Source organism: Pantoea sp. FN0302 (assembly GCF_050113775.1).
In the GTDB taxonomy this organism is placed as follows: Bacteria; Pseudomonadota; Gammaproteobacteria; order Enterobacterales; family Enterobacteriaceae; genus Mixta; species Mixta alhagi.
The window spans coordinates 954,006-978,226 of sequence record NZ_JBNJSM010000001.1; the positions used below are offsets into that span (position 1 = coordinate 954,006).

Genomic DNA, 24,221 nt, shown 5'->3' on the forward strand with positions numbered 1-24,221 from the left:
TAGCATTTTCCGCCTCTTTTACAGCAACGGACTAAAGAAGTAAAACAGTCGTTCAACGATCCGCTGCCACCAGGGACGACGCACCCAGCGTTTGGCATCCACCAGACGGGAGCGGGCAATATAATCATCCTGCACGTGCGCCAAATCGCTGCCAAAACCGTCGTCGTCAATCACCAGCGTAATTTCAAAATTCAGCCACAGGCTGCGCATATCCAGGTTAACGGTGCCAATCAGGCTAAGCTGCCCATCCACCAGCACGCTTTTGGTATGCAGCAGGCCGCCTTCGAACTGGTAAATTTTTACCCCGGCTTCCAGCAGTTCAGTAAAGAAAGCGCGACTGGCCCAGCCCACCAGCAGCGAGTCATTATGACGCGGCACAATGATGCTGACATCAACGCCGCGCAGCGCCGCCGTACAGATAGCATGTAATAAATCGTCGCTGGGAACAAAGTAGGGCGTGGTCATAATCAGCTGTTCGCGCGCCGAATAGACCGCCGTCAGCAGCGCCTGGTGGATCATATCTTCCGGGAAACCGGGACCAGAGGCGATCACCTGAATAGTATGCCCACTCTCCTGTTCGAAGGGCATTACGTTAGTATCCGGCGGCGGCGGCAAAATGCGTTTGCCCGTTTCAATCTCCCAGTCACAGGAGTAAATAATGCCCATGGTGGTTGCTACCGGGCCCACCATACGCGCCATTAAATCGATCCACTGACCTACGCCCGCATCCTGTTTGAAATAGCGCGGATCAACCATATTCATGCTGCCGGTATAGGCAATATAGTTATCGATCAGCACCACTTTACGGTGCTGACGTAAATCCATACGGCGCAGAAAAACGCGCAGCAGGCTGACGTGCAGCGCCTCGACAACGTCAACCCCGGCATTGCGCATCATCGCGGGCCACTGGCTGCGGAAAAAGGTAACGCTGCCGGCTGAATCCAGCATCAGGCGACAGTGCACGCCGCGTCGCGCCGCCGCCATCAGCGACTCGGCAACGTCGTCTGCCAGGCCACCGGGATGCCAGATATAAAACACCATCTCGATATTATGGCGCGCCAGCTGAATATCACGGATCAGGGCTTTCATTGTATCGTCAGTACTGGTCAGCAGCTGCAGCTGGTTGCCTTTCACACCGGCAATGCCCTGACGATTTTCACACAGCTGAAACAGCGAGCGTGCCACATCGCTGTGTTCTGTGGCGAAAATAGAGTGACAGCTTTTTAAGTCATGCAGCCAGCGGGCAGTAGAGGGCCACATGGTGCGTGCGCGCTCAGCACGCCGTTTGCCCAGATAGAGCTCGCCAAAGGAAAGATAAGCGATGATGCCCACCAGCGGCAGAATATAGATAATCAACAGCCAGGCCATCGCTGACGTTACCGCCCGGCGTTTCATCAGAATACGTAGCGTCACGCCAGCGATCAGTAACCAGTAGCCGAAAAATAAGAGCCAACTAATCAGAGTGTAGAACGTGGTCATAAAGTGGAAGTCCGGTTCGCGCTTTGATGCAGGGAGTGTACGTGGAGATAGCTACCTGCGAAACCCTTTGCCGTTAATCAGCAACAGAGAAGGATGTTGCCAGCGGAGGAAAAGATCTATAATGCGCCGCGTTGTTTGGCAATCGGATAAATATTATGAAGCGAAGCAGGAATGAAGTCGCTCGCTGGCGTATGTTGCGTCAGGCCCAGCGTAAAAAGGCGCGCTGGCTGGAAGGGCAGTCGCGGCGTTATCGACGTATCCATGTCATTCGCCATCAGCTGGCGCAGCAGCAACGCCGTTCAGTGCTGTTTATCAACTATTTCTGGTAAGAAAAAAGGGAGCATTGTGGCTCCCTTAATGTTTCTCTGAGGCTTTTCGCCCCGCTTATTTACCCGCCAGCAAGATGTTTACGCTCAAAATACCCGCTTAAACGGCTTCACAGCGACCTGTTTATAGACGCCAGCGGCGATATAGGGATCGTCCTCAGCCCAGGACTGCGCTGCTTCCAGCGAGGGGAACTCAGCGATTACCGTTGAGCCGGTAAAACCCGCCGCTCCCGGTTCGTTACTGTCAACGGCAGGCATCGGGCCGGCCACAATTAAACGACCTTCGTCCCGCAGTAGCTGTAGACGAGCAAGGTGGGCCGGGCGAACGGCGCCGCGCTTTTCCAGCGAATCGGCATGGTCTTCAGCATAAATAACATACAGCACGATAATTACTCCTGTTGGGGCGGGTCAGTTTGGCAGCTACGTTAATTTATCGTAAAGTTTTGTGCAAATGAAAAGATAACGCCTTGTTGACCTGTAGCAATGAAGGCGGGTTTTATGCTTTTTTCTGGCTGCTGTAGTGGGTGAGTTGTTGAAACTGATTGCTATTTGCATTTAAAATTGCGACCTCACTTGACCATGCGAATAGTTATGACAACGCTGACGACTCCTTTACCTCGCCGCTTATCAGTATCCATGTTGCTTTCAGTGGCGCTGCACGGCAGCGTGATTGCCGCTTTGTTGTATGCTTCGTTTAATCGGAGCGTTGAAGCGCCTAAGATGTCGCAGCCCATTAGCGTCTCGCTGGTGGCTCCGGAGGTTCAGCCGCAGGCACAGCCTACACCGGAGCCTGCGCCCATGCCGGAACCAGAACCGGAACCCCAGCCGGAGCCGACGCCTGAGCCGCCGAAGGCGGAGCCGGTACCGATCCCCAAACCTGAGCCGAAACCCAGACCGAAGCCCAAACCGAAACCGGTTAAAAAAGAGGTGGTGAAGCCGCCTAAAGAGATCAAACCACAGACGCAGCCGCGGCAGGCATCGCCTTTCCAGGAAAATAGCGCCAAAACCACGGCGGCGAAACCCTCCAGCGCGCCGAAAACTTCGCCAGCGCCATCGCGCACCGTTTCTGACGGGCCGCGAGCGTTAAGCGTCGGCAAGCCGGTTTATCCCGCGCGCGCTTTTGCCCTGCGTATTGAAGGGCGCGTGCGCGTGCAGTATGACGTAGACAGCAGCGGACGTGTTGATAACATCCGTATTCTGTCAGCGCAGCCGCGTAATATGTTTGAGCGTGATGTGAAGCAGGCTATGAGGAAGTGGCGCTATGAGAGCGGCAAGCCAGGCAATAATCTGACGATGACCATCGTGTTTCGCATTAACGGCGGCACCAGCATTGAATAGCACGGCTATCGGCTGAAAAAGGTGCCGCGCCTGCGCGGCACCTTTTTCATGAATTACAGATGCGGCGCTTTATTCCGCACTCTCCTGTGCGACATAATGACTCTTCCCGGCTGGTAGCGGACGAGATTTTCCCTGTTCATCTACCGCGACATAGATAAAAATCGCTTCGGTAGTACAGTAGAACTGACCCAGCGGTTCAGAAGAGACTTTCTTGATCCAGACTTCCACGTTGATGGTCATCGAACTGCTGCCGGTGCGAATACAGCGGGCATAGCAGCTGACAACGTCTCCTACCGCCACCGGCTTAAGGAACGTCATTCCATCAACGCGTACCGTCACAACGCGTCCCTCGGCCAGCTCCTTGGCCAGAATAGCGCCGCCAATATCCATTTGTGACATCAGCCAGCCGCCGAAAATATCGCCGTTAGCGTTGGTATCCGCCGGCATCGCCAGCGTACGTAACACCATTTCGCCTTGCGGCTTACGATTATTATCCATTACTCAATTCTTTGGTTTGCAAAATAAAAGCCCGGCGCATTGGAGCCGGGCAGAACAGAACTATTTTTCCTGCTGCGGCATCAGACGGTAAATATAAACGCCGCTGAGCAAGGTAAACAGTAGCGTCAGACCCGTGAGGCCGAAGACTTTAAAATTAACCCAAAATGCCTGCGGCATCCAAAAGGCAACGTAAATATTCGCCAGCCCACACGCCAGAAAGAACAGCGCCCAGGCAATATTCAGTTTACGCCAGGCATATTGCGGCAGCTGCAGCTCTTTGCCCAGCATGCTCTGAATCAACGGTTTTTCCATGAAAAGCTGGCTGAACAATAATGCCAGAGCGAACAGCGTATAAATAACCGTGACCTTCCATTTAATAAACTCATCGTTATGGAAAACCAGCGTCAGCGTGCCGAATACCGCGACCAGCACAAAGGTAAAGATGGTCATCTTTTCCAGCTTACGATAGAGGATCCAACTGGCGACCAGTGCCAGGCCGGTTGCGGCTATCAGCGCGCCGGAGGCGACATAAATATCGTACAGCTTATAAAAGACGAAAAAGACCACCAGCGGAAGAAAATCGAGTAGTTGCTTCATAATGAATTCCAGATCGTGCCCGGCAGAAAAGAATAACGGCATACAAAGTATGCCGTCAGGACTTAACGCAGCAGCATATAAAGACGGAACAGATAAATAACCAATATTGCCGAAACCAGATTGCTTAACGCATTAAGCAACACAGAAGCGACATTAGCCGGCAGGACGGTAAAGGAAGAGGCCAGCAGCAGCAAGGCCATTTTAGCCAGCAACCAGACGATGACCGCCGGTGCGATCAGACGCATATGCGCCCAGGCGAGACGGGAACTGGTGCGCAGCGCGGCAAGAATACCGGTTTTCTCAATCGCCAGAATTACCGGCGCCAGAGAAAGCAGGATACCCAGAATCACGCCCGGAATAACCAGCACCATAAAGCCCAACTGCACCACCAGCGTAATCAGAAAGGTCAACAGCAGCAGACGCGGCAGCAAAGGAGCAGAAGCGCCAATCGCCCGCAGCGCGCTGGTTCGTTGACCCGCCGACACCAGCGGGATCAGGCAAAGCATGGCACCGAGCAGCAACGTATTACCGACCAGAGAGGCAAACGTACCGGCTGCTGAAGCGCGTAGCAGAACCTGCTGCTGTTCCGGCGACAGGTTTTGGATCACCTCAATTAACGAAGTGGCGCCGCCGTTATCGCCTTCGCTCAGTATCGAGAGCTGTTCTGCGTCCGGTGTTAACACATGACCAATCATCACTGTAATCAGTGATGTCAGTAATGCTATCAGCACAATCGTGACCAGCTGATGACGCAAAAAATTCCCCGTGTCACGGTATAGCGAGCCCGCCGTGATGGACATGTACACTCCTTTGGTAATTACCGGTTTACAGATCCGGCGATTGTACATGGTCTGACGCGGGACTGGCACCCAGACTTACATAACTTTCAGTAAGTGGCGGGTTTGATGAAAAAAACAGCGGCGGCAGACCATATTTTGCCCGGGCAAGATCACAGGCTTCATTCCAGACACCATTTTCACCGGACATGGCAAATTCACGGCAGGGCGTCGGACGCTGTTCGTAAATACCACAGGAGACGCACTGACCCACTTCGCCCTGCAAAGCAACACAGCGCGGCGTACGGGCATTTGTGCCACGCATGTTGCGCATCAGCAAATTAAGCGGCTCGGTGAGATCGGCGGGGACGCCTCCACCGGCATCATCTGCCTCAGCCCAGTAGAAGGAAACGCGGAAATGGGCGCAGCAGGCACCACAGGAAACACAAGGATTAAAATTATCGCTCATTTGATCGCCCGCCCCTCCGAGGCATCGAACCAAAATCACACGGGAAGATCAGCAAAATAATCTTTCATGTAACGTCCTGCAACGGGAATTTCACAGGTGTTACCGCTTTGTTTATTGATCTAAATCAATGTTGCCTTTTTTAAGCGCTATGGAAAATTTGATCTACATGATTTTTCAGCCGTTTCGTTGTAAAAGGGGCTTCTGACACTTTTTTCTTACTTATGAGTGGGTAGGGGTTAATCCCTTTTAATTACACAAGGAGTAGTTATGAAACGAGCTGCATTAGCGTTGGCGTTCCTCTCGGCATTTCCGGTTATTGCCAGCGCCCATCAGGCGGGCGACTTTTTTATACGTGCGGGTAGCGCGACGGTTCGTCCCTCTGAAGGATCGGATAACGTGCTGGGAATGGGCTCTTTTGACGTTGATAACAATACGCAGCTTGGTCTGACGTTCACCTGGATGGCCACTGATAATATTGGCGTAGAGCTGCTGGCGGCGACACCGTTTCGCCATAAAGTCAGCCTCGCCGCGACGGGTACGCTGGCAACCGTACGTCAGCTACCGCCAACGCTAATGGCGCAATATTACTTTTTTGACAGCAACAGTAAGCTGCGTCCTTATGTCGGGGCCGGGATTAACTACACCACCTTTTACGATACTGATTTTAACCAGACCGGGCGCGACGCGGGCCTGAGCGATCTCAGTGTAAAAAATTCATGGGGCATGGCCGGTCAGGTGGGGCTGGATTATGAAATCGATCAAGACTGGATGCTGAATATGTCGGTCTGGTATATGGATATTGATACCGAGGTCAAATTCAAAGCGGGCGGTCAGCAGCAGAATATCGATACGCGTATTGATCCCTGGGTGTTCTTCTTTGGCGTGGGTTACCGCTTCTGATTGTGCTGCTAAAACGCATAAGGCCGCTGGCATAGCGGCCTGAGCGGAAAATTATTTAATCTGCATATTATTGACCACCGATTTCACGCCCGGCACGCGGCGCGTCACTTCTACCGCATGGTTAGCCATCTGCGGCGAAGAAACAAAGCCGCTGAGCTGTACCCGACCTTTAAAGGTTTCCACATTTATTTCACGTGCTTTCAGTGATTCGTCGCCCAGGAACTGAGATTTCACCTTGGTGGTGATCACCGTGTCATCAATATATCCCCCGGTTCCTTCCTGGGTGGAAGTCGGGGCGCAGGCGCTCAGCATCATGGCTACCGCCGCAGCAGCCACTGTTCCGGTAAACAATTTAACAGCTTTCATATCGCTACTCCCTGTCATAAAAAAGGCGTTGCCGCTTCGATTAGCGGCTCATTAAGTGTGGTAGACAATAGTGGGAAATACAAACGGGCAGGAGAAAAGGCGCGGATAAAGAGTGCCTTACCAGAGGCAAGGCACAGAGGATTTAGCGGGTAGCCGCTTTCAGTTCGCTGACAAAACGTTTCAGCTCGGCAAGCATCACTTCCGGTTCAGCGTGGTGCTTCTCAATAATTTTTACAATGGCCGAGCCGGAAATTGCGCCGTCTGCACCAGCCGCAATCGCCTCTTTTACCTGCGAGGGTTCCGAAATGCCGAAACCTTGCAGCGTCGGCGCGGCATGGTACTCACGCAGCTTGTCGATTAAATGCTTTAACGGCAGGCTGGCGCGCTTCTCCGCTCCGGTAACGCCGGCACGCGACAAAAGATAGATATAGCCACGTCCGTAAGAAGCGACCGCGCGCAGCAAATCGTCATCGGCGTTAGGCGGGCAAATAAATATCGGCGCGATATTGTGACGCATCGCTGCCTGACGGAAAGGGCCTGACTCTTCAACCGGCACGTCGGCAACCAGCACCGAATCGACGCCAGCCTGTTCGCAGCGGGCATAAAATTCATCGACGCCGTTAGTAAACACCAGGTTTGCGTACATCAGCAGCCCAATCGGTAAATCGGGATATTTCTGACGTATGGTCGTTAGCATCTCAAAACATTGCGCCGGCGTGGTTCCGGCAGCAAAGGCGCGCAGCGTGGCGTTCTGAATAGTCGGCCCATCCGCCAGCGGATCGGAGAAAGGAATACCTAACTCAAGGGCGTCGGCGCCAGCGGCCACCAGCGTATCGATAATCTGCAAAGAGAGTTCCGGCGAGGGATCGCCCAGCGTGACAAAAGGAACAAAAGCGCCTTCTTTGCTGGCCTGCAGACGTTTAAACAGCTGTTCATAACGTTCCATTAGATCTCTCCCTGCGCTTTCAGAATATCGTGAACGGTAAAAATATCTTTGTCGCCGCGGCCGGAAAGATTAACCACCAGCAGCTGCTCTTTTTCTGGATCTTGCTGAATCATCTTCAGGGCCCAGGCCAGCGCATGCGCTGATTCCAGAGCCGGGATAATACCTTCCGCCCGGCAAAGCTGTTTAAAAGCCGCCAGCGCTTCGTTATCGGTAATGGATACATATTCCGCGCGGCCAATGCTGTTCAGATGTGCATGCTGCGGTCCCACCGACGGGAAATCCAGCCCGGCGGAAATGGAATAGGACTCTTCAATCTGACCATCCTCAGTCTGCATCATCGGTGCCTTCATGCCGAAATAGATGCCAACCCGTCCATGCTTCAGCGGTGCGCCATGCTCGCCGGTTTCAATACCGTGCCCGGCAGGCTCAACGCCAATCAGGCCGACATCTTTCTCATCAATAAAGTCGGCAAACATACCGATAGCGTTTGAGCCGCCGCCCACGCAGGCGATCACCGCATCCGGCAGACGTCCTTCAGCCTGCATGATCTGCGCTTTGGTCTCTTCGCCAATCATCCGCTGAAACTCACGCACAATAGTAGGATAAGGATGCGGTCCTGCGGCGGTGCCGAGCATATAGTGCGCGGTTTCATAGCTGCCGGACCAGTCACGCAGCGCCTCATTACAGGCATCCTTCAGCGTCGCGGAGCCACTGTGAACCGGGATCACTTCGGCGCCCATCAAACGCATGCGGAAAACATTGGGCGACTGACGTTCAACATCTTTTGCGCCCATATAGATACGGCATTTCAGGCCCAGCAGGGCACTGGCGAGAGCCGAGGCGACGCCATGCTGACCCGCGCCGGTTTCGGCAATGATTTCCGTTTTGCCCATCCGTTTCGCCAGTAGCGCCTGGCCCAGAACCTGATTGGTTTTATGCGCGCCGCCGTGCAGCAAATCTTCACGCTTTAGATAGAGACGCGTTTTAGTGCCTTTGGTCAGGTTCTGACAAAGCGTCAGCGCAGTAGGACGCCCGGCATAATTCTTCAGCAGACCGTTAAACTCCGCCTGAAAATCGGCGTCGCGTTGGGCGCTAACAAAGGCCTCTTCCAGCTGGCGCAGCGCAGGCATCAGAATTTGTGGAACATACATGCCGCCAAATTCGCCAAAGTAGGGGTTCAGTAATGTCATGTGCGTTATTTTCCTTATCACCGCCCGCGGTGCGGACGTTTGCTGTCAGTAGGCGCGCAGCGTTTGAAAAACTGCGGCGATCTTTTCGGCATCCTTGATGCCCGGCGCGCTTTCAACACCGGAATTAAAATCGAGTCCGGCGCAGCCCAGCTGCGCTGCCGATACGCAATTATCTGCACCGAGACCGCCCGCCAGCAGCACATTATCCAGCTGCTGACCGGTGAGTAATGACCAGTCGAAACGCTGGCCGCTGCCGCCAGCGCCATTATCAAAAACATAGCGATCGACATGGGCGAGATTGCGCGTCGGAAGCCGATTGCTCACGCTAAGCGCTTTCCAGATTGCGATTTCTGGCGGCAGTTCAGCGCGCAGCGTATCAATATAATCCTGATCTTCACTGCCGTGCAGCTGAACGGCGCTCAGGGAGAGTGCTCGGCTGGTTGTGACAACGTCACTGATTGCCGCATTGCGGAACACGCCCACGTAGCCCAAAGGGGCCGCTGCAATCACCCGTCGCGCCTGGGCAATATCAACTTTACGCGGCGATCCCTCAGCGAAAATCAAGCCGCCATAAATGGCGCCTGCCTGCCAGGCCGCAAAGGCATCTTCTGGTCGGGTCAGGCCGCAAACTTTGTTATCTCCCAGCAGCACGCGTCGTACCGCCAGATGAAGATCCGCTTCGCTCATCAGGGCGGAGCCGATTAAAAAACCGCTGGCAAAACGGCTCAGCTCACGAACCTGCGCATAGCTCTTGATGCCAGATTCACTGATTACCGTGACGCCGTGACCACATCGTGGCGCCAGCTGGCGGGTACGATCCAGATTAACCGACAGGTCACGCAGGTCGCGGTTATTGATACCTACAACTCTGGCGTTCAGCGCCAGCGCGCGCTCCAGTTCAGCTTCGTTACTGACTTCGGTCAGAATTCCCATTTCCAGGCTGTGCGCCACCGCAGCCAGCTGTCGATACTGTTCATCATCCAGCACGGAAAGCATCAGCAATACCGCATCGGCCTGATAAAAGCGCGCCAGGTAAATCTGCCAGGGATCGATAATAAAATCTTTGCATAGCACCGGCTGGCTAACCGCTGCGCTCACCAGCGGCAGGTAGTCAAAACTGCCCTGAAACCACGCCTCGTCGGTGAGCACGGAAATGGCTGACGCATAATCTTTATAAACTTCAGCTATGGCTACCGGATCGAAATCGGCACGGATCACCCCTTTGGAGGGCGATGCTTTTTTACACTCAAGAATAAAAGCGGTGCGGGCGCCCTGTAGCGCATGATAAAAACTGCGGGTTGAGGGCACCAGTTGCTGCTGAAAAGAGGTCAGCGGCTGGAGCTTCTTGCGATTTTCCACCCACAGCCTTTTATCCCGGATGATTTCATTCAGTACGGTTTGCATCTCTAGCCTCTTGCTGCCAGCGCGACAACGCGCTCGTAAGCCTGACCGCTCGCAATCGCTTTCAGCGCGCGCTGAGCATTATCACGTAAATCCTCATTGCCGAAAATTTTCAATAACATAGCAACGTTAACCGCCACGGCGTGCTGGTGCGCCTGCTCGCCTTTACCCTGGAGCAATTGCGTCAGAATGTCACGGTTTTCTTCCGGCGACCCGCCTGCCAGCGACTCTTTAGTATGATACGGCAGGCCGAAATCATCTGGGGTCAGCTGATAGCTGGTGATATCGCCGTCGCGCAGTTCCGCAACCTGCGTGGCGCTGTGAATAGCCACCTCGTCCATACCCCCACCGTGAACCACCGCCGCACGCTGATAGCCCAGCACACGCAGCGTTTCCGCAATCGGCAACACCAGTTCCGGACTGTAAACGCCAATCACCGCCAGCGGCGGGCGCGCCGGATTAATTAGCGGTCCCAGCACGTTAAACAACGTCCGGCTTTTTAACTGCTGGCGTACCGGCATCGCATGGCGAAAACCGGTGTGATACTGCGGAGCGAACAGAAAACAGACGTTAAGATCATCCAGCGCCTGACGCGCCTGTTCAGCCGGTAAATCCAGGCTGATACCGAACGCCGCCAGCAGATCGGACGAGCCGGACTTGCTGGAGACGCTACGGTTACCGTGCTTGGCCACCTTTAAACCGCAGGTTGCTGCGACAAAAGCGCTGGCGGTGGAGATATTAATGCTGTTGCTGCCGTCGCCGCCGGTGCCGACAATATCGGCAAAGGCGTAGTCGGGGCGCGGAAAGGGACGTGCGTCCGCCAGCAGAGCCGATGCGGCACCGGCGATCTCCTCCGGACGTTCGCCGCGTACTTTCATCGCTATCAGCGCTGCCGCCAGCTGCGTTGGTTCCAGTTGGCCGGTGATAATAGCGCTAAACAGCTGGTGGCTTTCTGCCCGGGTTAGCATCAGCCCCTGATAAAGTTTCTCCAGAATATGTTGCATCCTTTTCTCCTTAGCTTATGCCAGCGCCCAGGCCAGAGTTTGTTCCAGCAGGCGCGCGCCCTGCGTGGTCAGAATTGATTCCGGATGAAACTGAAAGCCGCATACCCGGTCAGCATCGTGGCGCACGGCCATCACCATCTCGTTAAATGTGGCGTTGATAGTCAGTTCGTCAGGCGTATTGCTGCCTACCAGCGAGTGATAACGCGCGACCGGCAGCGGATTACTCAGCCCGGCAAACATCGCCTGGTTATCATGGGTAACAGCGGAGGCTTTACCGTGCAGAATTTCACCGGCCTGACCAACGTGACCGCCGTAAGCTTCAATAATCGCCTGATGACCCAGGCAGATACCGATAATCGGCAGGCGACCGCGCAGACGCTGTAACAGCTCAGGCATACATCCCGCCTCAGCCGGTGCGCCAGGGCCAGGCGATAGCATCAGCACCGGGTTTTCCATCTGTTGCAGGCGCGCAATCAGGGTATCGGCCGGCACAGTGTTGCGGTAAATCACCACGCGATGACCAAAGGTACGGAGCTGATCGACCAGGTTGTAGGTGAAAGAGTCGATATTATCGAGCAGCAGAATATCAGCCATTAGAACGTCTCCTGGCAATGATGAGCGGTGGCGATGGCGCGCAAAACGGCGCGCGCTTTGTTGCGGCTTTCATCCGCTTCGGCCTGCGGCTGTGAATCCAGCACCACGCCAGCCCCCGCCTGAACGGTAGCGATGCCATCTTCAACATAAGCCGAACGGATCACAATGCAGGTATCCAGGTCGCCGCTGGCGGTGAAATAGCCGACCGCGCCACCGTATACGCCGCGCCGCGTGCCTTCCGCACCGGCAATCAATTGCATGGCGCGTACTTTCGGCGCGCCGCTCAGGGTGCCCATATTCATACAGGCACGATAGGCATGCAGCACATCCAGATCCTGGCGCAGCGTGCCCACTACGCGTGAAACCAAATGCATAATAAAGGTATAGCGATCCACCTTGGTGAGATCGGCAACGTAGCGGCTGCCGGGCTCGCAGATGCGCGCCAGGTCGTTACGCGCTAAATCAACCAGCATCAGATGTTCTGCCAGCTCTTTATGGTCGGTCCGCATCTCCAGCTCAATGCGGCTGTCTAAATCGCGATCCAGCGAGCCATTGGCATGGCGACCACGCGGACGCGAACCGGCAATTGGATAGATTTCAATCTGGCGCGAGGCGGCGTCATATTTCAGCGAGCTTTCCGGAGAAGCACCGAACAGCGTGAAGTCGCGATCCTGCATAAAAAACATATAGGGGCTGGGATTATTGTTTTTCAGCGTTTCGTAAGCCGCCAACGGCGACGGGCAGGGCAGAGAGAAGCGGCGTGACGGCACCACCTGAAAAATTTCGCCCACACGGATCGCCTGCTGCATATTGCGTACCACCTCGCAATACTCTTCATCGCTCTGGCTACAGCTCAGCGTCATCTGCTCAACGCGCTGTACCGGCAGCGGCTGGGGAGGCTGTAACATCTGTTCATGCAGTTGATGAATGCGGCGCTGCAGGCGCTGGAATTCATCGGTAGAGGGAGCAAACAGGCTGGCCTGCAGGCGTGCGCTCTGATGCTGATGATCCAGCACCAGCAGCGTCTCGGCCAGATAGAAGCAATAATCCGGGCAGCGCTGCTCATTTCGTAAGGCGGGCAGCGGCTCGAAGCCGGCCACTAAATCGTAGGCGAACAGTCCGCCGAGCAGCATCGACTCGCGCTCATCCTGCGGCGCGTCCACCAGCTGAACAATCAGGCGCAGCGCATCAAAAACCGACAGGGATTTCAGCCGTGAGTCCTCGTCCTGGGTGCCGCCTGTTTCAGGAAATAGCAGCTCGCGACCATCGGGACGGTGCTGATTACTCACCTCAGCGGGCAACGCAGCATCCAGCAGCGGCAGCAATTGACGGCCATTTTCCGAGAGCGCCTGCACGGTAACACGGTTGCCGAGGGCGGTAATGCGCAGCGCGCTGTCAACAATCAGCAGGCTTTTCAGGTTACGTTTACTGTCAATATCCGCCGATTCCAGCAGCAGCGTAGCCGGGCGGGCGCCGCACAGCTGATGGAAAACCGCAGCGGGATCTTCACGATAGGGGGCCGAGCCGGTAATCACTTTCAATCCAGGTTTTGCATTCAACATAATCGGTTCTCTAAAATCGCTCAAAAAAAAGCCCGCATCGGCGGGCTCAGGTATCAGCATGTGATCAATACAGATGCGTGACATCGTCGCCCTTCAGCAGAAGTGCGCCACCATCCCATCATCAATTTATGCTTAAACATCATCATGGATACCCCCGCGTGAACTTGTGTACTAGTTAACGGGTTCAGGGGTTGATTGTCAATACTTTTTTATATAGCGGTTAATCCGTTATGATGCGTCGACGTTTTATGTTTTTCAGGAGTTATTTTGACCGCAACCACGCCAATAAGCGCCTTTCCCATTTACGATCTACACAGCCATACCCGCGCATCGGATGGTCTGTTATCCCCTCAGGAACTGGTGCTGCGCGCCGTTGAAATGCGCGTTGGCGTACTGGCGATTACCGATCACGATAGCGTGGCCGGCTTAGCCGCCGCCAGAGAAGCGATTACACAGCAGGCGCTGCCGCTGCACTTGATTGATGGCGTAGAGGCTTCCACGCTGTGGGAAAATCATGAAATTCATATTGTGGGATTAGGCATCGATCCCGCGCACCCGGTCATCACCGAATTTTTGGCCGGGCAGAATGAATGTCGCATGGCGCGCGCCAGGCTTATGGCCGAGCGGCTGGAAAAGGCGCAGATCCCAGGCGCGCTTGAAGGCGCGCTGGCGTTAGCCGCAGGCGGGGCGATCACGCGCGGCCATTTTGCCCGCTGGCTAATCGCCCAGGGTAAAGCCGACAATATGGCCCAGGTATTCAAACATTATCTGGCGCGCGGCAAAACCGGCTACGTGCCGCCACAATGGTGTACAATTAAACAAGCCGTTGATGCTATTCATCATTCCGGTGGTTATGCGGTATTGGCGCACCCGGGGCGTTATGGTTTATCAGCCAAATGGCTGAAACGCCTGATCGCCCATTTCGCCGAAATTGGGGGCGACGCTATGGAAGTGGCGCAGTGCCAGCAACCGCCAAACGAACGCAGCCAACTGGGACGCTATGCACAGGAATATCAGCTGGCGGCGTCGCAGGGCTCTGATTTTCATCAACCCTGTCCGTGGATAGAGCTGGGTAAAAAGCTGTGGCTGCCGGGCGGCGTGGAAGCCGTATGGTCCCGCTTTCCCACATTAATGCCCTCCACGGAAAGGTGATAAGAGGTTAGCTATGAGTCAGATGTTTCATATTCATCCCGACAATCCACAGCCGCGCCTGATTGGCCAGGCCGTTGATGCGCTGAATAAAGGCGGCGTGATCGTTTATCCTACCGATTCAGGCTATGCGCTGGGCTGTCGGCTGGAAGATAAAAACGCCATGGAGCGTATCTGCCGTATTCGTCAGCTGGATGGCAATCATAATTTTACTCTGGTTTGCCGCGATCTTTCTGAGCTGTCAACCTATGCGCATGTGGATAACAGCGCGTTTCGGCTGATTAAAAACAACACGCCGGGTAACTACACCTTTATTCTGAAAGGGACCAAAGAGGTACCGCGTCGTTTGATGAATGACAAGCGTAAAACCATTGGCCTGCGTGTGCCCTCTAATCCGGTGGCGCTGGCGCTGCTGGAGGCGCTCAATGAGCCCATGATGTCAACCTCATTGATGCTGCCCGGCAATGACTTTACCGAGTCCGACCCGGAAGAGATTGAAGATCGTATCGGCAAGCTGGTGGACCTGATTATTGACGGCGGCACGCTGGGACAGCAGCCGACCACGGTGGTTGACTTAACCAGCGATACGCCAGAAGTCATTCGGGAAGGCGTCGGCGACATCCGTCCTTTCCGCTAAACCCTGACCGGCGTTAAGCGCCGGTCAATGCAGCTGGAGAAAAGGGCGGCGGATGGAAAGCCATCAGCAGCGCTAACAATCCGCTCTGAAAGCGCGCGTGCAGGAAACACAGGCAAGTCGGTAAACTTCATGTATACTGTGCGGCCACATTGCACGGGGTCGCCATAAAAAGGCGGACTCAGCGCAATCCCTCCTTTCAGGTTATGGCTCGCCACGCCGTGACAGAAGCAATAAACGACGCCTGTGAAGGCGACAGTGAGGCAGCTCAATGAGCGAAAAGTTACAAAAAGTATTGGCGCGGGCCGGGCATGGCTCTCGTCGTGAAATAGAAACCATGATTTCTGCCGGGCGCATTAGCGTAGACGGCAAACTGGCGACGTTAGGCGATCGTATTGAACCCAACGCCACGGTAAAAATCCGTATTGATGGTCATGTCGTCTCCGTTAGTGAATCCAACCAGCAGGTTTGCCGCGTACTGGCTTACTACAAGCCGGAAGGCGAGCTCTGTACCCGCAACGATCCTGAAGGGCGTCCGACGGTGTTCGATCGTCTGCCACGCCTGCGCGGTGCGCGCTGGATTGCCGTAGGGCGTCTGGATGTCAACACCTGCGGTCTGTTGCTGTTTACCACCGATGGCGAACTGGCTAACCGTTTGATGCACCCCAGCCGTGAAGTAGAGCGTGAATATGCGGTACGCGTATTCGGGCAGGTTGATGATGCGAAAATTCGTCAGCTGAGCCTGGGCGTACAGCTGGAAGATGGTCCAGCCTCGTTCCGCACCATTAAGTTCACCGGCGGTGAAGGGATCAACCAGTGGTACAACGTTACCCTGACCGAAGGGCGCAACCGTGAGGTTCGTCGTCTGTGGGAAGCCGTTGGCGTTCAGGTAAGCCGTCTGATTCGCGTACGTTACGGCGATATCATGTTACCCAAGGGATTACCGCGTGGCGGCTGGACCGAGCTGGATCTGCAGCCGGTTAACTATCTGCGTGAGCTGGTAGAATTGCCGCCGGAAACCATCAGCAAGGTGCCGGTAGAAAAAGATCGTCGTCGTACCAAGGCGAACCAGATCCGTCGCGCAGTGAAGCGCCATACGCAGGTAAGCGGCAATCGTCGTCCGGCAAAGCGCGGCGAAAGCCCTAAACGCGGTTAAGCGTTAACGCGGAAAGCGTATGAAAAGGCATCCTTCGGGATGCCTTTTCTTTTTCTACCAGTCGATGCCCTGTTGCGCCTGGATACCGGCGTCAAAGGCATGTTTAACCGGCCGCATTTCGCTGACCGTATCCGCCAGCGCCAGAATATCGCGGTGGCAGCCGCGCCCGGTAATAATCACGCTTTGATGAGCGGGGCGCTGCTGGAGCGCAGCGATAACCTCTGCCAGCGGAAGGTAATCGAAGCTGAGCATATAGGTTATTTCATCCAGAATGACCAAATCGAGCATGGGGTCCTGCAGCATACGCCGCGCATGCTGCCAGACGGCAAGGCAGGCCTCGGTATCCGCCGCGCGATCCTGCGTTTCCCAGGTAAACCCGGTTGCCATAACCTGGAACTCAACGCCGTGTGCTTCCAGCAGGTTACGCTCGCCGTTGGGCCACTCGCCTTTGATAAACTGAATCACGCCAACCTTTTTCTGATGTCCTGCCGCCCGCGTTGCGGTACCGAATGCGGCGGTGGTTTTCCCTTTGCCGTTGCCGGTAAACACCATCAGAATGCCGCGGGTTTCGCTGGCGGCGGCGATGCGGGCGTCAACCTGTTCTTTCAGGCGCTGCTGCCGCTGCTGGTGACGATCCTGCGCGGCCATTATTCTGCTGGTCCTGGCTTGCGTCCCGGCTGTGCATCAAAGCTGATGCCGGTTTTGCGGCGGCTGTCGTCGCCCATCAGATAAAGATAGATAGGCATGATTTCCGCTGGTGTTTTCAGCTTGTCCGCATCTTCTTCCGGGAAGGCGCTGGCGCGCATTTTGGTGCGGGTACCGCCAGGATTAATGCAGTTAACCCGCAGATTACGATTCTTATACTCTTCCGCCAGCACCTGCATCATGCCTTCGGTAGCAAACTTTGATACAGCGTAAGCGCCCCAGCCAGAGCGACCCACACGGCCAACGCTGGAACTGGTGAAAACCAGCGACCCCGACTCTGCGTTCAGCAACAGCGGCAGCAGCGCCTGGGTCAGGAAAAAGGTGGCATCGACATTGACGCGCATCACCTGTTGCCATATTTCTGGCGCAAGATCGGCAAGCGGCACGATTTCGCCCAGCAGACCGGCATTATGAAGCACGCCATCCAGGCGCGGGACCTGCTGCGCCAGTTCACTGGCGAACTGATGGCAGCTCTCCGGCGTCACCGTAGCCAGATCGAGAACACGCATCAGCGGCGTCGCTTTGCCCAGTGCGCTGATTTCATCACAGACGCGCTGCAATTTTTCTGCATTGCGCCCCAGCAGGATAACCTGCGCGCCATAGCGCGCGTAGGTGAGCGCCGCTTCACGTCCAATACCATCGCTGGCGCCGGTAACAAGGATAATTCGTTGATCAAGCAGATCGCTTTTCGGTTGATAATGCAAAACGTCTTCCTCGGCGAGTAAGGGTTCAGCGCGGGGCTGAGAAGATCTAAGCAGGAGTTATGCCTGAAAAATATCGCCAGTTCAATGTCGCTGCGCCCATTTCCCCGCGGCGAGCCGCTTTACAGGCGACGAAGCAGACCGACTCGGCTACACTACGCTCTGGTTTCAAAAGGACATCAACAAAGGCGGATCGAATGGATTTACTGTTCTCCTATGCACTATTTTTAGCAAAAATCGTTACCGTTGTGGTTGCTGTGGCAGCGATAGCCCTGATACTGGTTAACGCTACGCAACGTAAGCGCGGGCAAAGCGGGCAGCTGCAGGTCACCCAGCTTAACGAGCGCTACCGTGAAATGAAAAAAGCGATGCTGCTGGCGTTACTGCCGCCGCAGGAGCAAAAGCTGCGTCAGAAAGCGGAAAAGAAAAAGCAGAAGCAGGAAGCGAAAACGGCTAAGCAGCAGGCGAAGCAGGGCCTGCCCGGCGCAGAACATAAACCTGTGCTGTATGTTCTGGATTTCAAAGGCAGCATGGATGCCGGTGAGGTCACCTCTTTGCGGGAAGAAATTTCTGCAGTACTGGCGGTGGCGCGTGAGCAGGATGAAGTGCTGCTGCGGCTGGAAAGTCCGGGTGGTGTGGTGCACGGCTACGGGCTGGCGGCTTCGCAGCTGCAGCGTCTGCGGGAAAAAAATATTCGCTTAACGGTCGCGGTGGATAAAGTCGCTGCCAGCGGCGGCTATATGATGGCCTGCGTGGCCGATCGCATTATCGCCGCGCCTTTTGCCATTATTGGATCGATTGGCGTGGTGGCACAGGTGCCAAACTTCAATCGTTTGCTGAAGCGCAACAATATTGATGTGGAACTGCACACCGCCGGAGAATATAAGCGTACGCTGACCTTATTTGGCGAAAATACCGAGCAGGGTCGTAATAAGTTTCGCGAAGATCTCAATGAAACGCATCTGCTGTTTAAACAGTTTGTTCAGCAAATGCGCCCGGTATTAGATATCGATCGGGTGGCGACCGGTGAACATTGGTATGGCAGCCAGGCGCTGGAAAAACAGCTGATTGATGGGCTGGGAACCAGCGACGATCTAATTATCGAACGCATGGAGCATTTCAGCGTGGTCAGCGTGCGTTACATGCGCCGTAAAAAGCTGATGGATCGCTTTACGCAAAGCGCCGCCGACAGTGCCGCTCGTCAGTTGCTGAAACTGTGGCAGCGTGGCGACAAGCCGCTGCTGTAACTCCCTCACGCCCGGCTGGTCCGGGCGTTAATCGGCCAGATGATATTTCTCTGAAAGCCCCACCGTCAGCGCTTTAAAAATGTTAAATACCGCCGTGCTTTTAGCGGTAGGCAGCCCGTTTTCATCCAAAAAATAGTCGCCGCGAAAAATCAGTAGCTGACCATTTTGTTCCACTTCGCTGGCTTCGATACCGGCAAAATAATCGTCATGTTCACGGATTAGCGCATTGGCTTTTTCGAGTATTTCTCCGCGAGATAGCGCGACCGTTTTTGCGTTCATTATTTAACCCCATTTTGACAGATTATAATTCTCTTCTATATTACTGGCCTGACGTCGCTAACCGCAAATAGAGTATGGATATTCTGGCGGCGGGAAAAATCGCCAAAAGTGGCGTAAAACCAGGCGAGATGCTAATTAAGTTGCGTATCCGATTTTATCAGGTACAGTGTGGGCGTTTCAGTGTCCGGGCGTAAAAATGACTTTACGCAAGTAGCAATGAGCGTCGGGTTCCGGCTAAAATCGTCTGCTAATCAGTACCATAAGCTGTCGTATATTAGGTTGCTTGCTTCAAATCAGGCCAGGTTGAATTCTTTTTGATTCGCTCATATAGGTTGACACGCTGACTGGCAACGCTGGAAAACGCCATCATTACATTCGGACGTATTCATCAGGTAAAGGTAAATATGGGTAAAGCTCTCGTAATAGTCGAGTCCCCGGCAAAGGCCAAAACGATTAATAAATATCTCGGTAAAGACTACGTGGTTAAGTCCAGCGTGGGTCATATACGTGATTTGCCGACAAGTGGCTCGACGGTGAAAAAGAGCGCTGACGCTCGGCCTGCCAAAAAAGCGAAGAAAGACGAAAAGACGGCGCTGGTTAACCGTATGGGCGTCGATCCGTGGCACGGCTGGAAAGCTGACTATCAAATTTTGCCCGGTAAAGAAAAAGTTGTTGCTGAGCTGAAAGCGCTGGCGCAGGAAGCCGATCATATCTATCTCGCAACCGACCTTGACCGCGAAGGGGAAGCCATCGCCTGGCACCTGCGGGAAGTGATCGGCGGCGACGACAAACGCTTCAGCCGCGTGGTGTTTAACGAAATCACCAAAAATGCAATTCGTCAGGCTTTTGATAAGCCAGGCGAGCTCAATATTGAGCGCGTGAATGCTCAACAGGCCCGCCGCTTTATGGATCGCGTGGTGGGTTACATGGTTTCCCCGCTGCTGTGGAAAAAGATCGCCCGTGGGTTATCCGCCGGACGCGTTCAGTCCGTTGCCGTACGGCTGGTGGTAGAGCGCGAGCGTGAAATCAAAGCATTCGTACCGGAAGAGTATTGGGAGTTAAGCGCTGATCTCACCACGCCGAAGGGCAGCGACTTGCCGATGCAGGTGACTCACCAGAGTGAGAAACCATTCCGACCGGTTAATAAAGAACAGACGCAGGCGGCGGTTAGCCTGCTGGAAAAAGCGCGTTTTCGCGTAGAAGATCGTGAGGACCGGCCAACCAGCAGCAAGCCGGGCGCGCCTTTTATTACCTCTACGCTGCAGCAGGCGGCCAGTACCCGCCTGGGCTTTGGCGTTAAAAGAACCATGGCGCTGGCGCAGCGTTTGTACGAAGCGGGCCATATTACCTATATGCGTACCGACTCTACTAACCTGAGCCAGGATGCCGTCGCGATGGCTCGCGGCTATATCGAATCAAATTTCGGCGATAAGTATCTGCCGAAAACAGCTAACGCCTACGCCAGCAAAGAGAACTCTCAGGAAGCGCACGAAGCGATACGCCCCTCTGACGTGACCATCCAGGCCGAACAGCTGAAGGATATGGAAGCGGATGCCCAGAAGCTTTATCAGCTTATCTGGCGTCAGTTTGTTGCCTGCCAGATGATGCCGGCGCAGTATGATTCCACCACGCTGACGGTAGCGGCTGGCGATTTCAAATTGAAAGCCAAAGGGCGCATCCTGCGCTTTGACGGCTGGACAAAAGTGATGCCTGCGCTGCGTAAAGGCGATGAAGATCGTATTCTGCCAGCCATTGAGATTGGCGATGAGCTGAGCCTGCAGCAGCTGAATCCAAGCCAGCACTTTACCAAGCCGCCGGCGCGCTTCAGCGAAGCCTCGCTGGTGCGGGAGCTGGAAAAACGCGGTATCGGTCGTCCTTCTACCTATGCATCGATTATTTCGACCATTCAGGATCGTGGCTACGTACGCGTGGAAAGCCGCCGTTTCTATGCGGAAAAAATGGGTGAAATTGTTACCGATCGGCTGGAAGAGAACTTCCGCGATCTGATGAGCTATGATTTTACCGCGCATATGGAAGATAACCTTGATCAGGTCGCCAACGATCAGGCTGAATGGAAAGCGGTACTGGATAATTTCTTCGCCGATTTCAGCAAACAGCTGGACCAGGCGGAAAAAGATCCGGAAGAGGGCGGCATGCAGCCCAACCCGATGGTGTTGACGTCCATCGACTGTCCGACCTGTGGTCGTGAAATGGGCATTCGTACCGCCAGCACCGGCGTCTTCCTTGGCTGTTCCGGCTATGCCTTACCGCCGAAAGAGCGCTGTAAGCAAACCATCAATCTGATTCCGGAAAATGAAGTTCTGAATATTCTGGAAGGGGATGATGCGGAAACCAACGCGCTGCGTGCGCGTCGTCGCTGTCAGAAGTGCGGCACCGCGATGGATAGCTACCTGATTGATAATCATCGCAAGCTGCACGTGTGTGGTAATAACCCCAGCTGTGATGGTTATGAGATTGAACAGGGCGAGTTCCGTATCAAGGGCTATGACGGGCCGATTGTTGAGTGCGAAAAGTGTGGTTCCGAAATGCACCTGAAAATGGGGCGCTTTGGCAAATACATGGCCTGCACCAATGACGAGTGTAAGAACACCCGTAAAATTCTGCGTAATGGCGAAGTTGCGCCGCCGAAAGAAGATCCGGTGCCGCTACCGGAACTGCCCTGTGAGAAATCGGACGCCTATTTTGTGCTGCGTGACGGTGCGGCAGGCGTGTTCCTGGCAGCCAATACTTTCCCGAAATCGCGTGAAACCCGTGCGCCGCTGGTGGAAGAACTGCAACGCTTCCGCGATCGGTTACCGGAAAAGCTGCGTTATCTTGCCGATGCGCCCGCCACGGATGATAAAGGCAACAAAACGCTGGTACGCTTTAGCCGTAAAACCAAACAGCAATATGTCAGCTCCGAAAAAGAGGGCAAAGCCACCGGCTGGTCAGCTTTTTACGTTGACGGCGCATGGCGCGTAACAGAAAAATAAGCCGCATTTTTTCTACTGTTACTCAGCGCTAATAGAAAAGAAACGCGAAACTACAGTTAAATTTGTGCTACCGCCTCAAGGCCAGTCTTCGACTGGCCTTTTCTTTTTATTTTGCTTATAGCTAAAAGCTATACATCAAACACAAAAATGTTATAGTTGTTATAGCAGTAATTCTGATATTTCCTGTCGCTATAACTCGCCCGCCAGGCGCCTTTTCCTGAGAGTTTTCCCGGGTCGCGCGCGGGTTTAGTGCGTACTTTATCCGGGATAAACAACTATGAAATTGCAACAGCTGCGTTACATCGTGGAAGTAGTTAATCATAATCTGAATGTCTCATCGACTGCGGAAGGGCTTTATACCTCGCAGCCTGGTATCAGTAAGCAGGTGCGTATGCTGGAGGATGAGCTGGGCATTCAGATATTTGCGCGCAGCGGTAAACATCTGACCCAGGTGACGCCTGCAGGCGAAGAGATTATCCGCATTGCGCGTGAAGTGCTCTCTAAGGTCGATGCCATCAAATCAGTGGCCGGTGAACACACCTGGCCCGATAAAGGCTCGCTGTATGTCGCCACCACGCACACCCAGGCGCGTTATGCGCTTCCTGGCGTAATCAAAGGCTTTATTGAGCGTTACCCGCGCGTTTCGCTGCATATGCATCAGGGGTCGCCAACTCAGATTGCCGAAGCGGTATCCAAAGGGAACGCGGATTTCGCTATTGCCACTGAAGCACTGCATCTCTACGACGACCTTATCATGCTGCCTTGCTACCACTGGAATCGCGCCATTGTGGTCACGCCCGATCATCCGCTGGCAGGAAAAAGCGATGTCACTATTGAGGAACTGGCGGAATATCCGCTGGTAACCTACACCTTTGGCTTTACCGGTCGCTCAGAACTGGATACAGCGTTCAATCGTGCCGGCCTGACGCCGCGTATTGTCTTTACGGCTACCGATGCAGATGTGATTAAAACCTATGTGCGGCTTGGGCTGGGCGTGGGTGTTATCGCCAGTATGGCGGTTGACCCGGTAGCCGATCCCGATCTGGTTCGTATTGAAGCCGCAGATATTTTCACAAACAGCACCACCAAAATCGGGTTTCGTCGCAGTACCTTCCTGCGTAGCTATATGTATGATTTCATTCAACGTTTTGCGCCGCATTTAACGCGAGACGTGGTTGATACAGCGGTGGCGCTACGCTCAAATGAAGATATTGAAGCCATGTTTAAAGATATCCGTCTGCCTTTTAAATAGAATAACCTTATTTATTGAGTGGAATTAAGGCCGCTGCTGCGGCCTTTTGTCTTTAATACCAGCTAATTGCACAAATTTTGGAATCTTTAGGATCATTTTTCTGTAAATGAAACATTCATCACATGTTTTTCAATTGTTATTAATTAAATGAGAAACAGTACACATTTTCATGCGGGGAATTTTGCGCACTGCCAGGACAATTCTCATACTCAAGTTAAATCGAACCCGTAACAGCAGCCAGTAAGGGATTCAGAAAATTTTTCTCAAGTATTAACTGGATCTATAAGTTATTTTCTTACTGTAATTTGAGTTAAAGGAAGATTAAAAAAGGGGAATGAAGTTAAGCATCACTAATACGATCTTTAGCGAACGATAAATTGTACTTATCGTTTAACTCAACAAAAATAGCTGGATTTTTGGTCTTAAAATGTTTAGGATTTCTCCTAAAAGCTGATTGAAGTTACCAATCGTTTTAATGAGAGTGATTATCAAAAACTATGGCTATGAGAATTTCAATACAACCTGGCGTACAGGGTAATGCCACTAAGGTGGCAAAAAGTGGCAGCAGCATCCGTCGCAAAGCCTGGTTGGCAGTATTTGCAGCGTGTGGCCTGTTCTGGACTGTTGTTGCCTTAATGGTTTGGCAAATCTGGAGTTAA

The 24,221-nt window shown here is 53.9% G+C and carries 26 protein-coding genes and 1 other annotated feature; of the genes, 10 read left to right on the forward strand and 16 right to left on the reverse strand.

The window, feature by feature from the left end:
- Positions 1 to 18 precede the first annotated feature (18 nt).
- Complete coding sequence (gene cls, locus ACQE32_RS04400; RefSeq protein WP_426972417.1) at positions 19 to 1,479, reverse strand: cardiolipin synthase; 1,461 nt, start codon at positions 1,477 to 1,479, stop codon at positions 19 to 21.
- 155 nt (positions 1,480 to 1,634) lie between these two features.
- Here cls and ACQE32_RS04405 point away from each other — a divergent pair, with 155 nt between their 5' ends.
- Positions 1,635 to 1,808 carry a YciY family protein gene (locus ACQE32_RS04405; RefSeq protein ID WP_250650067.1) on the forward strand — a complete coding sequence of 58 codons (174 nt, stop codon included), beginning with the start codon at positions 1,635 to 1,637 and terminating at the stop codon, positions 1,806 to 1,808.
- A gap of 84 nt (positions 1,809 to 1,892) precedes the next feature.
- Here ACQE32_RS04405 and ACQE32_RS04410 read toward each other — a convergent pair whose 3' ends face one another.
- The gene (locus ACQE32_RS04410) at positions 1,893 to 2,189 is read right to left on the reverse strand and encodes a YciI family protein (RefSeq protein ID WP_426972418.1); all 297 of its coding nucleotides are present in this window, start codon (positions 2,187 to 2,189) and stop codon (positions 1,893 to 1,895) included.
- Positions 2,190 to 2,396: 207 nt separating this feature from the next.
- Here ACQE32_RS04410 and tonB point away from each other — a divergent pair, with 207 nt between their 5' ends.
- The gene (gene tonB / locus ACQE32_RS04415) at positions 2,397 to 3,143 is read left to right on the forward strand and encodes a TonB system transport protein TonB (protein ID WP_426972420.1); all 747 of its coding nucleotides are present in this window, start codon (positions 2,397 to 2,399) and stop codon (positions 3,141 to 3,143) included.
- Positions 3,144 to 3,212: 69 nt separating this feature from the next.
- Here tonB and yciA read toward each other — a convergent pair whose 3' ends face one another.
- The 4 genes from yciA to ACQE32_RS04435 form a co-directional block, all read right to left on the reverse strand.
- Entirely contained in the window at positions 3,213 to 3,641 is a 429-nt protein-coding gene (gene yciA / locus ACQE32_RS04420; RefSeq protein WP_426981761.1) for an acyl-CoA thioester hydrolase YciA, read from the reverse strand.
- Between the two features lie 60 nt (positions 3,642 to 3,701).
- Positions 3,702 to 4,238, reverse strand: coding sequence for a septation protein A (locus tag ACQE32_RS04425; protein ID WP_085072349.1), 537 nt, complete (start codon positions 4,236 to 4,238; stop codon positions 3,702 to 3,704).
- Between the two features lie 62 nt (positions 4,239 to 4,300).
- Positions 4,301 to 5,038: a YciC family protein gene (locus ACQE32_RS04430; RefSeq protein WP_426972425.1), complete on the reverse strand. Its 738-nt coding sequence runs from the start codon at positions 5,036 to 5,038 to the stop codon at positions 4,301 to 4,303.
- 25 nt (positions 5,039 to 5,063) lie between these two features.
- Positions 5,064 to 5,483 (reverse strand): YkgJ family cysteine cluster protein, encoded by a 420-nt coding sequence (locus ACQE32_RS04435; RefSeq protein WP_426981759.1) that lies wholly within the window; start codon positions 5,481 to 5,483, stop codon positions 5,064 to 5,066.
- 267 nt (positions 5,484 to 5,750) lie between these two features.
- Here ACQE32_RS04435 and ompW point away from each other — a divergent pair, with 267 nt between their 5' ends.
- Entirely contained in the window at positions 5,751 to 6,383 is a 633-nt protein-coding gene (gene ompW / locus ACQE32_RS04440) for an outer membrane protein OmpW (RefSeq protein WP_427021395.1), read from the forward strand.
- Positions 6,384 to 6,434: 51 nt separating this feature from the next.
- Here the strand turns inward: ompW and ACQE32_RS04445 are convergent, their stop codons facing one another.
- The 7 genes from ACQE32_RS04445 to ACQE32_RS04475 form a co-directional block, all read right to left on the reverse strand.
- Positions 6,435 to 6,749: a BON domain-containing protein gene (locus ACQE32_RS04445; RefSeq protein WP_250650062.1), complete on the reverse strand. Its 315-nt coding sequence runs from the start codon at positions 6,747 to 6,749 to the stop codon at positions 6,435 to 6,437.
- Between the two features lie 142 nt (positions 6,750 to 6,891).
- A complete protein-coding gene (gene trpA, locus ACQE32_RS04450; RefSeq protein ID WP_426972430.1) occupies positions 6,892 to 7,695 on the reverse strand; it encodes a tryptophan synthase subunit alpha in 804 nt (267 codons plus the stop codon).
- Complete coding sequence (gene trpB / locus ACQE32_RS04455) at positions 7,695 to 8,885, reverse strand: tryptophan synthase subunit beta (protein ID WP_427021396.1); 1,191 nt, start codon at positions 8,883 to 8,885, stop codon at positions 7,695 to 7,697. The genes trpA and trpB overlap by 1 nt, the downstream gene beginning before the upstream one ends.
- Before the next feature lie 45 nt (positions 8,886 to 8,930).
- The gene (gene trpCF / locus ACQE32_RS04460) at positions 8,931 to 10,289 is read right to left on the reverse strand and encodes a bifunctional indole-3-glycerol-phosphate synthase TrpC/phosphoribosylanthranilate isomerase TrpF (protein ID WP_426981756.1); all 1,359 of its coding nucleotides are present in this window, start codon (positions 10,287 to 10,289) and stop codon (positions 8,931 to 8,933) included.
- A 2-nt stretch (positions 10,290 to 10,291) separates the two neighbouring features.
- Positions 10,292 to 11,290: an anthranilate phosphoribosyltransferase gene (gene trpD / locus ACQE32_RS04465; protein WP_426981755.1), complete on the reverse strand. Its 999-nt coding sequence runs from the start codon at positions 11,288 to 11,290 to the stop codon at positions 10,292 to 10,294.
- 15 nt (positions 11,291 to 11,305) lie between these two features.
- Positions 11,306 to 11,884, reverse strand: a complete 579-nt coding sequence (locus tag ACQE32_RS04470; RefSeq protein WP_250650057.1) for a glutamine amidotransferase-related protein — start codon at positions 11,882 to 11,884, stop codon at positions 11,306 to 11,308.
- Positions 11,884 to 13,446: an anthranilate synthase component 1 gene (locus ACQE32_RS04475; RefSeq protein WP_427021397.1), complete on the reverse strand. Its 1,563-nt coding sequence runs from the start codon at positions 13,444 to 13,446 to the stop codon at positions 11,884 to 11,886. The genes ACQE32_RS04470 and ACQE32_RS04475 overlap by 1 nt, the downstream gene beginning before the upstream one ends.
- Positions 13,447 to 13,468: 22 nt before the next feature.
- Positions 13,469 to 13,565: a sequence feature (Trp leader region), on the reverse strand.
- Positions 13,566 to 13,713: 148 nt separating this feature from the next.
- Here ACQE32_RS04475 and rnm point away from each other — a divergent pair.
- From rnm to rluB, 3 genes are all read left to right on the forward strand, one after another.
- The gene (rnm, locus tag ACQE32_RS04480) at positions 13,714 to 14,598 is read left to right on the forward strand and encodes an RNase RNM (RefSeq protein WP_250650055.1); all 885 of its coding nucleotides are present in this window, start codon (positions 13,714 to 13,716) and stop codon (positions 14,596 to 14,598) included.
- A 13-nt stretch (positions 14,599 to 14,611) separates the two neighbouring features.
- Positions 14,612 to 15,232, forward strand: a complete 621-nt coding sequence (locus tag ACQE32_RS04485; protein WP_250650054.1) for an L-threonylcarbamoyladenylate synthase — start codon at positions 14,612 to 14,614, stop codon at positions 15,230 to 15,232.
- A gap of 268 nt (positions 15,233 to 15,500) precedes the next feature.
- Positions 15,501 to 16,385, forward strand: coding sequence for a 23S rRNA pseudouridine(2605) synthase RluB (rluB, locus tag ACQE32_RS04490; RefSeq protein ID WP_426972435.1), 885 nt, complete (start codon positions 15,501 to 15,503; stop codon positions 16,383 to 16,385).
- A gap of 54 nt (positions 16,386 to 16,439) precedes the next feature.
- Here rluB and cobO read toward each other — a convergent pair whose 3' ends face one another.
- Both cobO and ACQE32_RS04500 read right to left on the reverse strand, forming a co-directional pair.
- Positions 16,440 to 17,033 carry a cob(I)yrinic acid a,c-diamide adenosyltransferase gene (cobO, locus tag ACQE32_RS04495; protein WP_250650053.1) on the reverse strand — a complete coding sequence of 198 codons (594 nt, stop codon included), beginning with the start codon at positions 17,031 to 17,033 and terminating at the stop codon, positions 16,440 to 16,442.
- Positions 17,033 to 17,794, reverse strand: coding sequence for a YciK family oxidoreductase (locus tag ACQE32_RS04500; RefSeq protein ID WP_426972436.1), 762 nt, complete (start codon positions 17,792 to 17,794; stop codon positions 17,033 to 17,035). Before ACQE32_RS04500 ends, cobO begins: the two co-directional genes overlap by 1 nt.
- A 194-nt stretch (positions 17,795 to 17,988) precedes the next feature.
- On the opposite strand from ACQE32_RS04500, the gene sohB reads away from it, so the two are divergent.
- Positions 17,989 to 19,038 carry a protease SohB gene (gene sohB, locus ACQE32_RS04505; protein ID WP_426972437.1) on the forward strand — a complete coding sequence of 350 codons (1,050 nt, stop codon included), beginning with the start codon at positions 17,989 to 17,991 and terminating at the stop codon, positions 19,036 to 19,038.
- Between the two features lie 27 nt (positions 19,039 to 19,065).
- Here the strand turns inward: sohB and ACQE32_RS04510 are convergent, their stop codons facing one another.
- Complete coding sequence (locus ACQE32_RS04510; protein WP_426972438.1) at positions 19,066 to 19,317, reverse strand: DUF2498 family protein; 252 nt, start codon at positions 19,315 to 19,317, stop codon at positions 19,066 to 19,068.
- Positions 19,318 to 19,721: 404 nt separating this feature from the next.
- On the opposite strand from ACQE32_RS04510, the gene topA reads away from it, so the two are divergent.
- The 3 genes from topA to ACQE32_RS04525 all read left to right on the forward strand — a co-directional run bounded on the left by topA (position 19,722) and on the right by ACQE32_RS04525 (position 24,221).
- The gene (topA, locus tag ACQE32_RS04515) at positions 19,722 to 22,310 is read left to right on the forward strand and encodes a type I DNA topoisomerase (RefSeq protein ID WP_426981753.1); all 2,589 of its coding nucleotides are present in this window, start codon (positions 19,722 to 19,724) and stop codon (positions 22,308 to 22,310) included.
- Between the two features lie 277 nt (positions 22,311 to 22,587).
- Positions 22,588 to 23,562: an HTH-type transcriptional regulator CysB gene (cysB, locus tag ACQE32_RS04520; RefSeq protein ID WP_085071605.1), complete on the forward strand. Its 975-nt coding sequence runs from the start codon at positions 22,588 to 22,590 to the stop codon at positions 23,560 to 23,562.
- 503 nt (positions 23,563 to 24,065) lie between these two features.
- Positions 24,066 to 24,221, forward strand: a complete 156-nt coding sequence (locus ACQE32_RS04525; protein ID WP_418304129.1) for a YmiA family putative membrane protein — start codon at positions 24,066 to 24,068, stop codon at positions 24,219 to 24,221.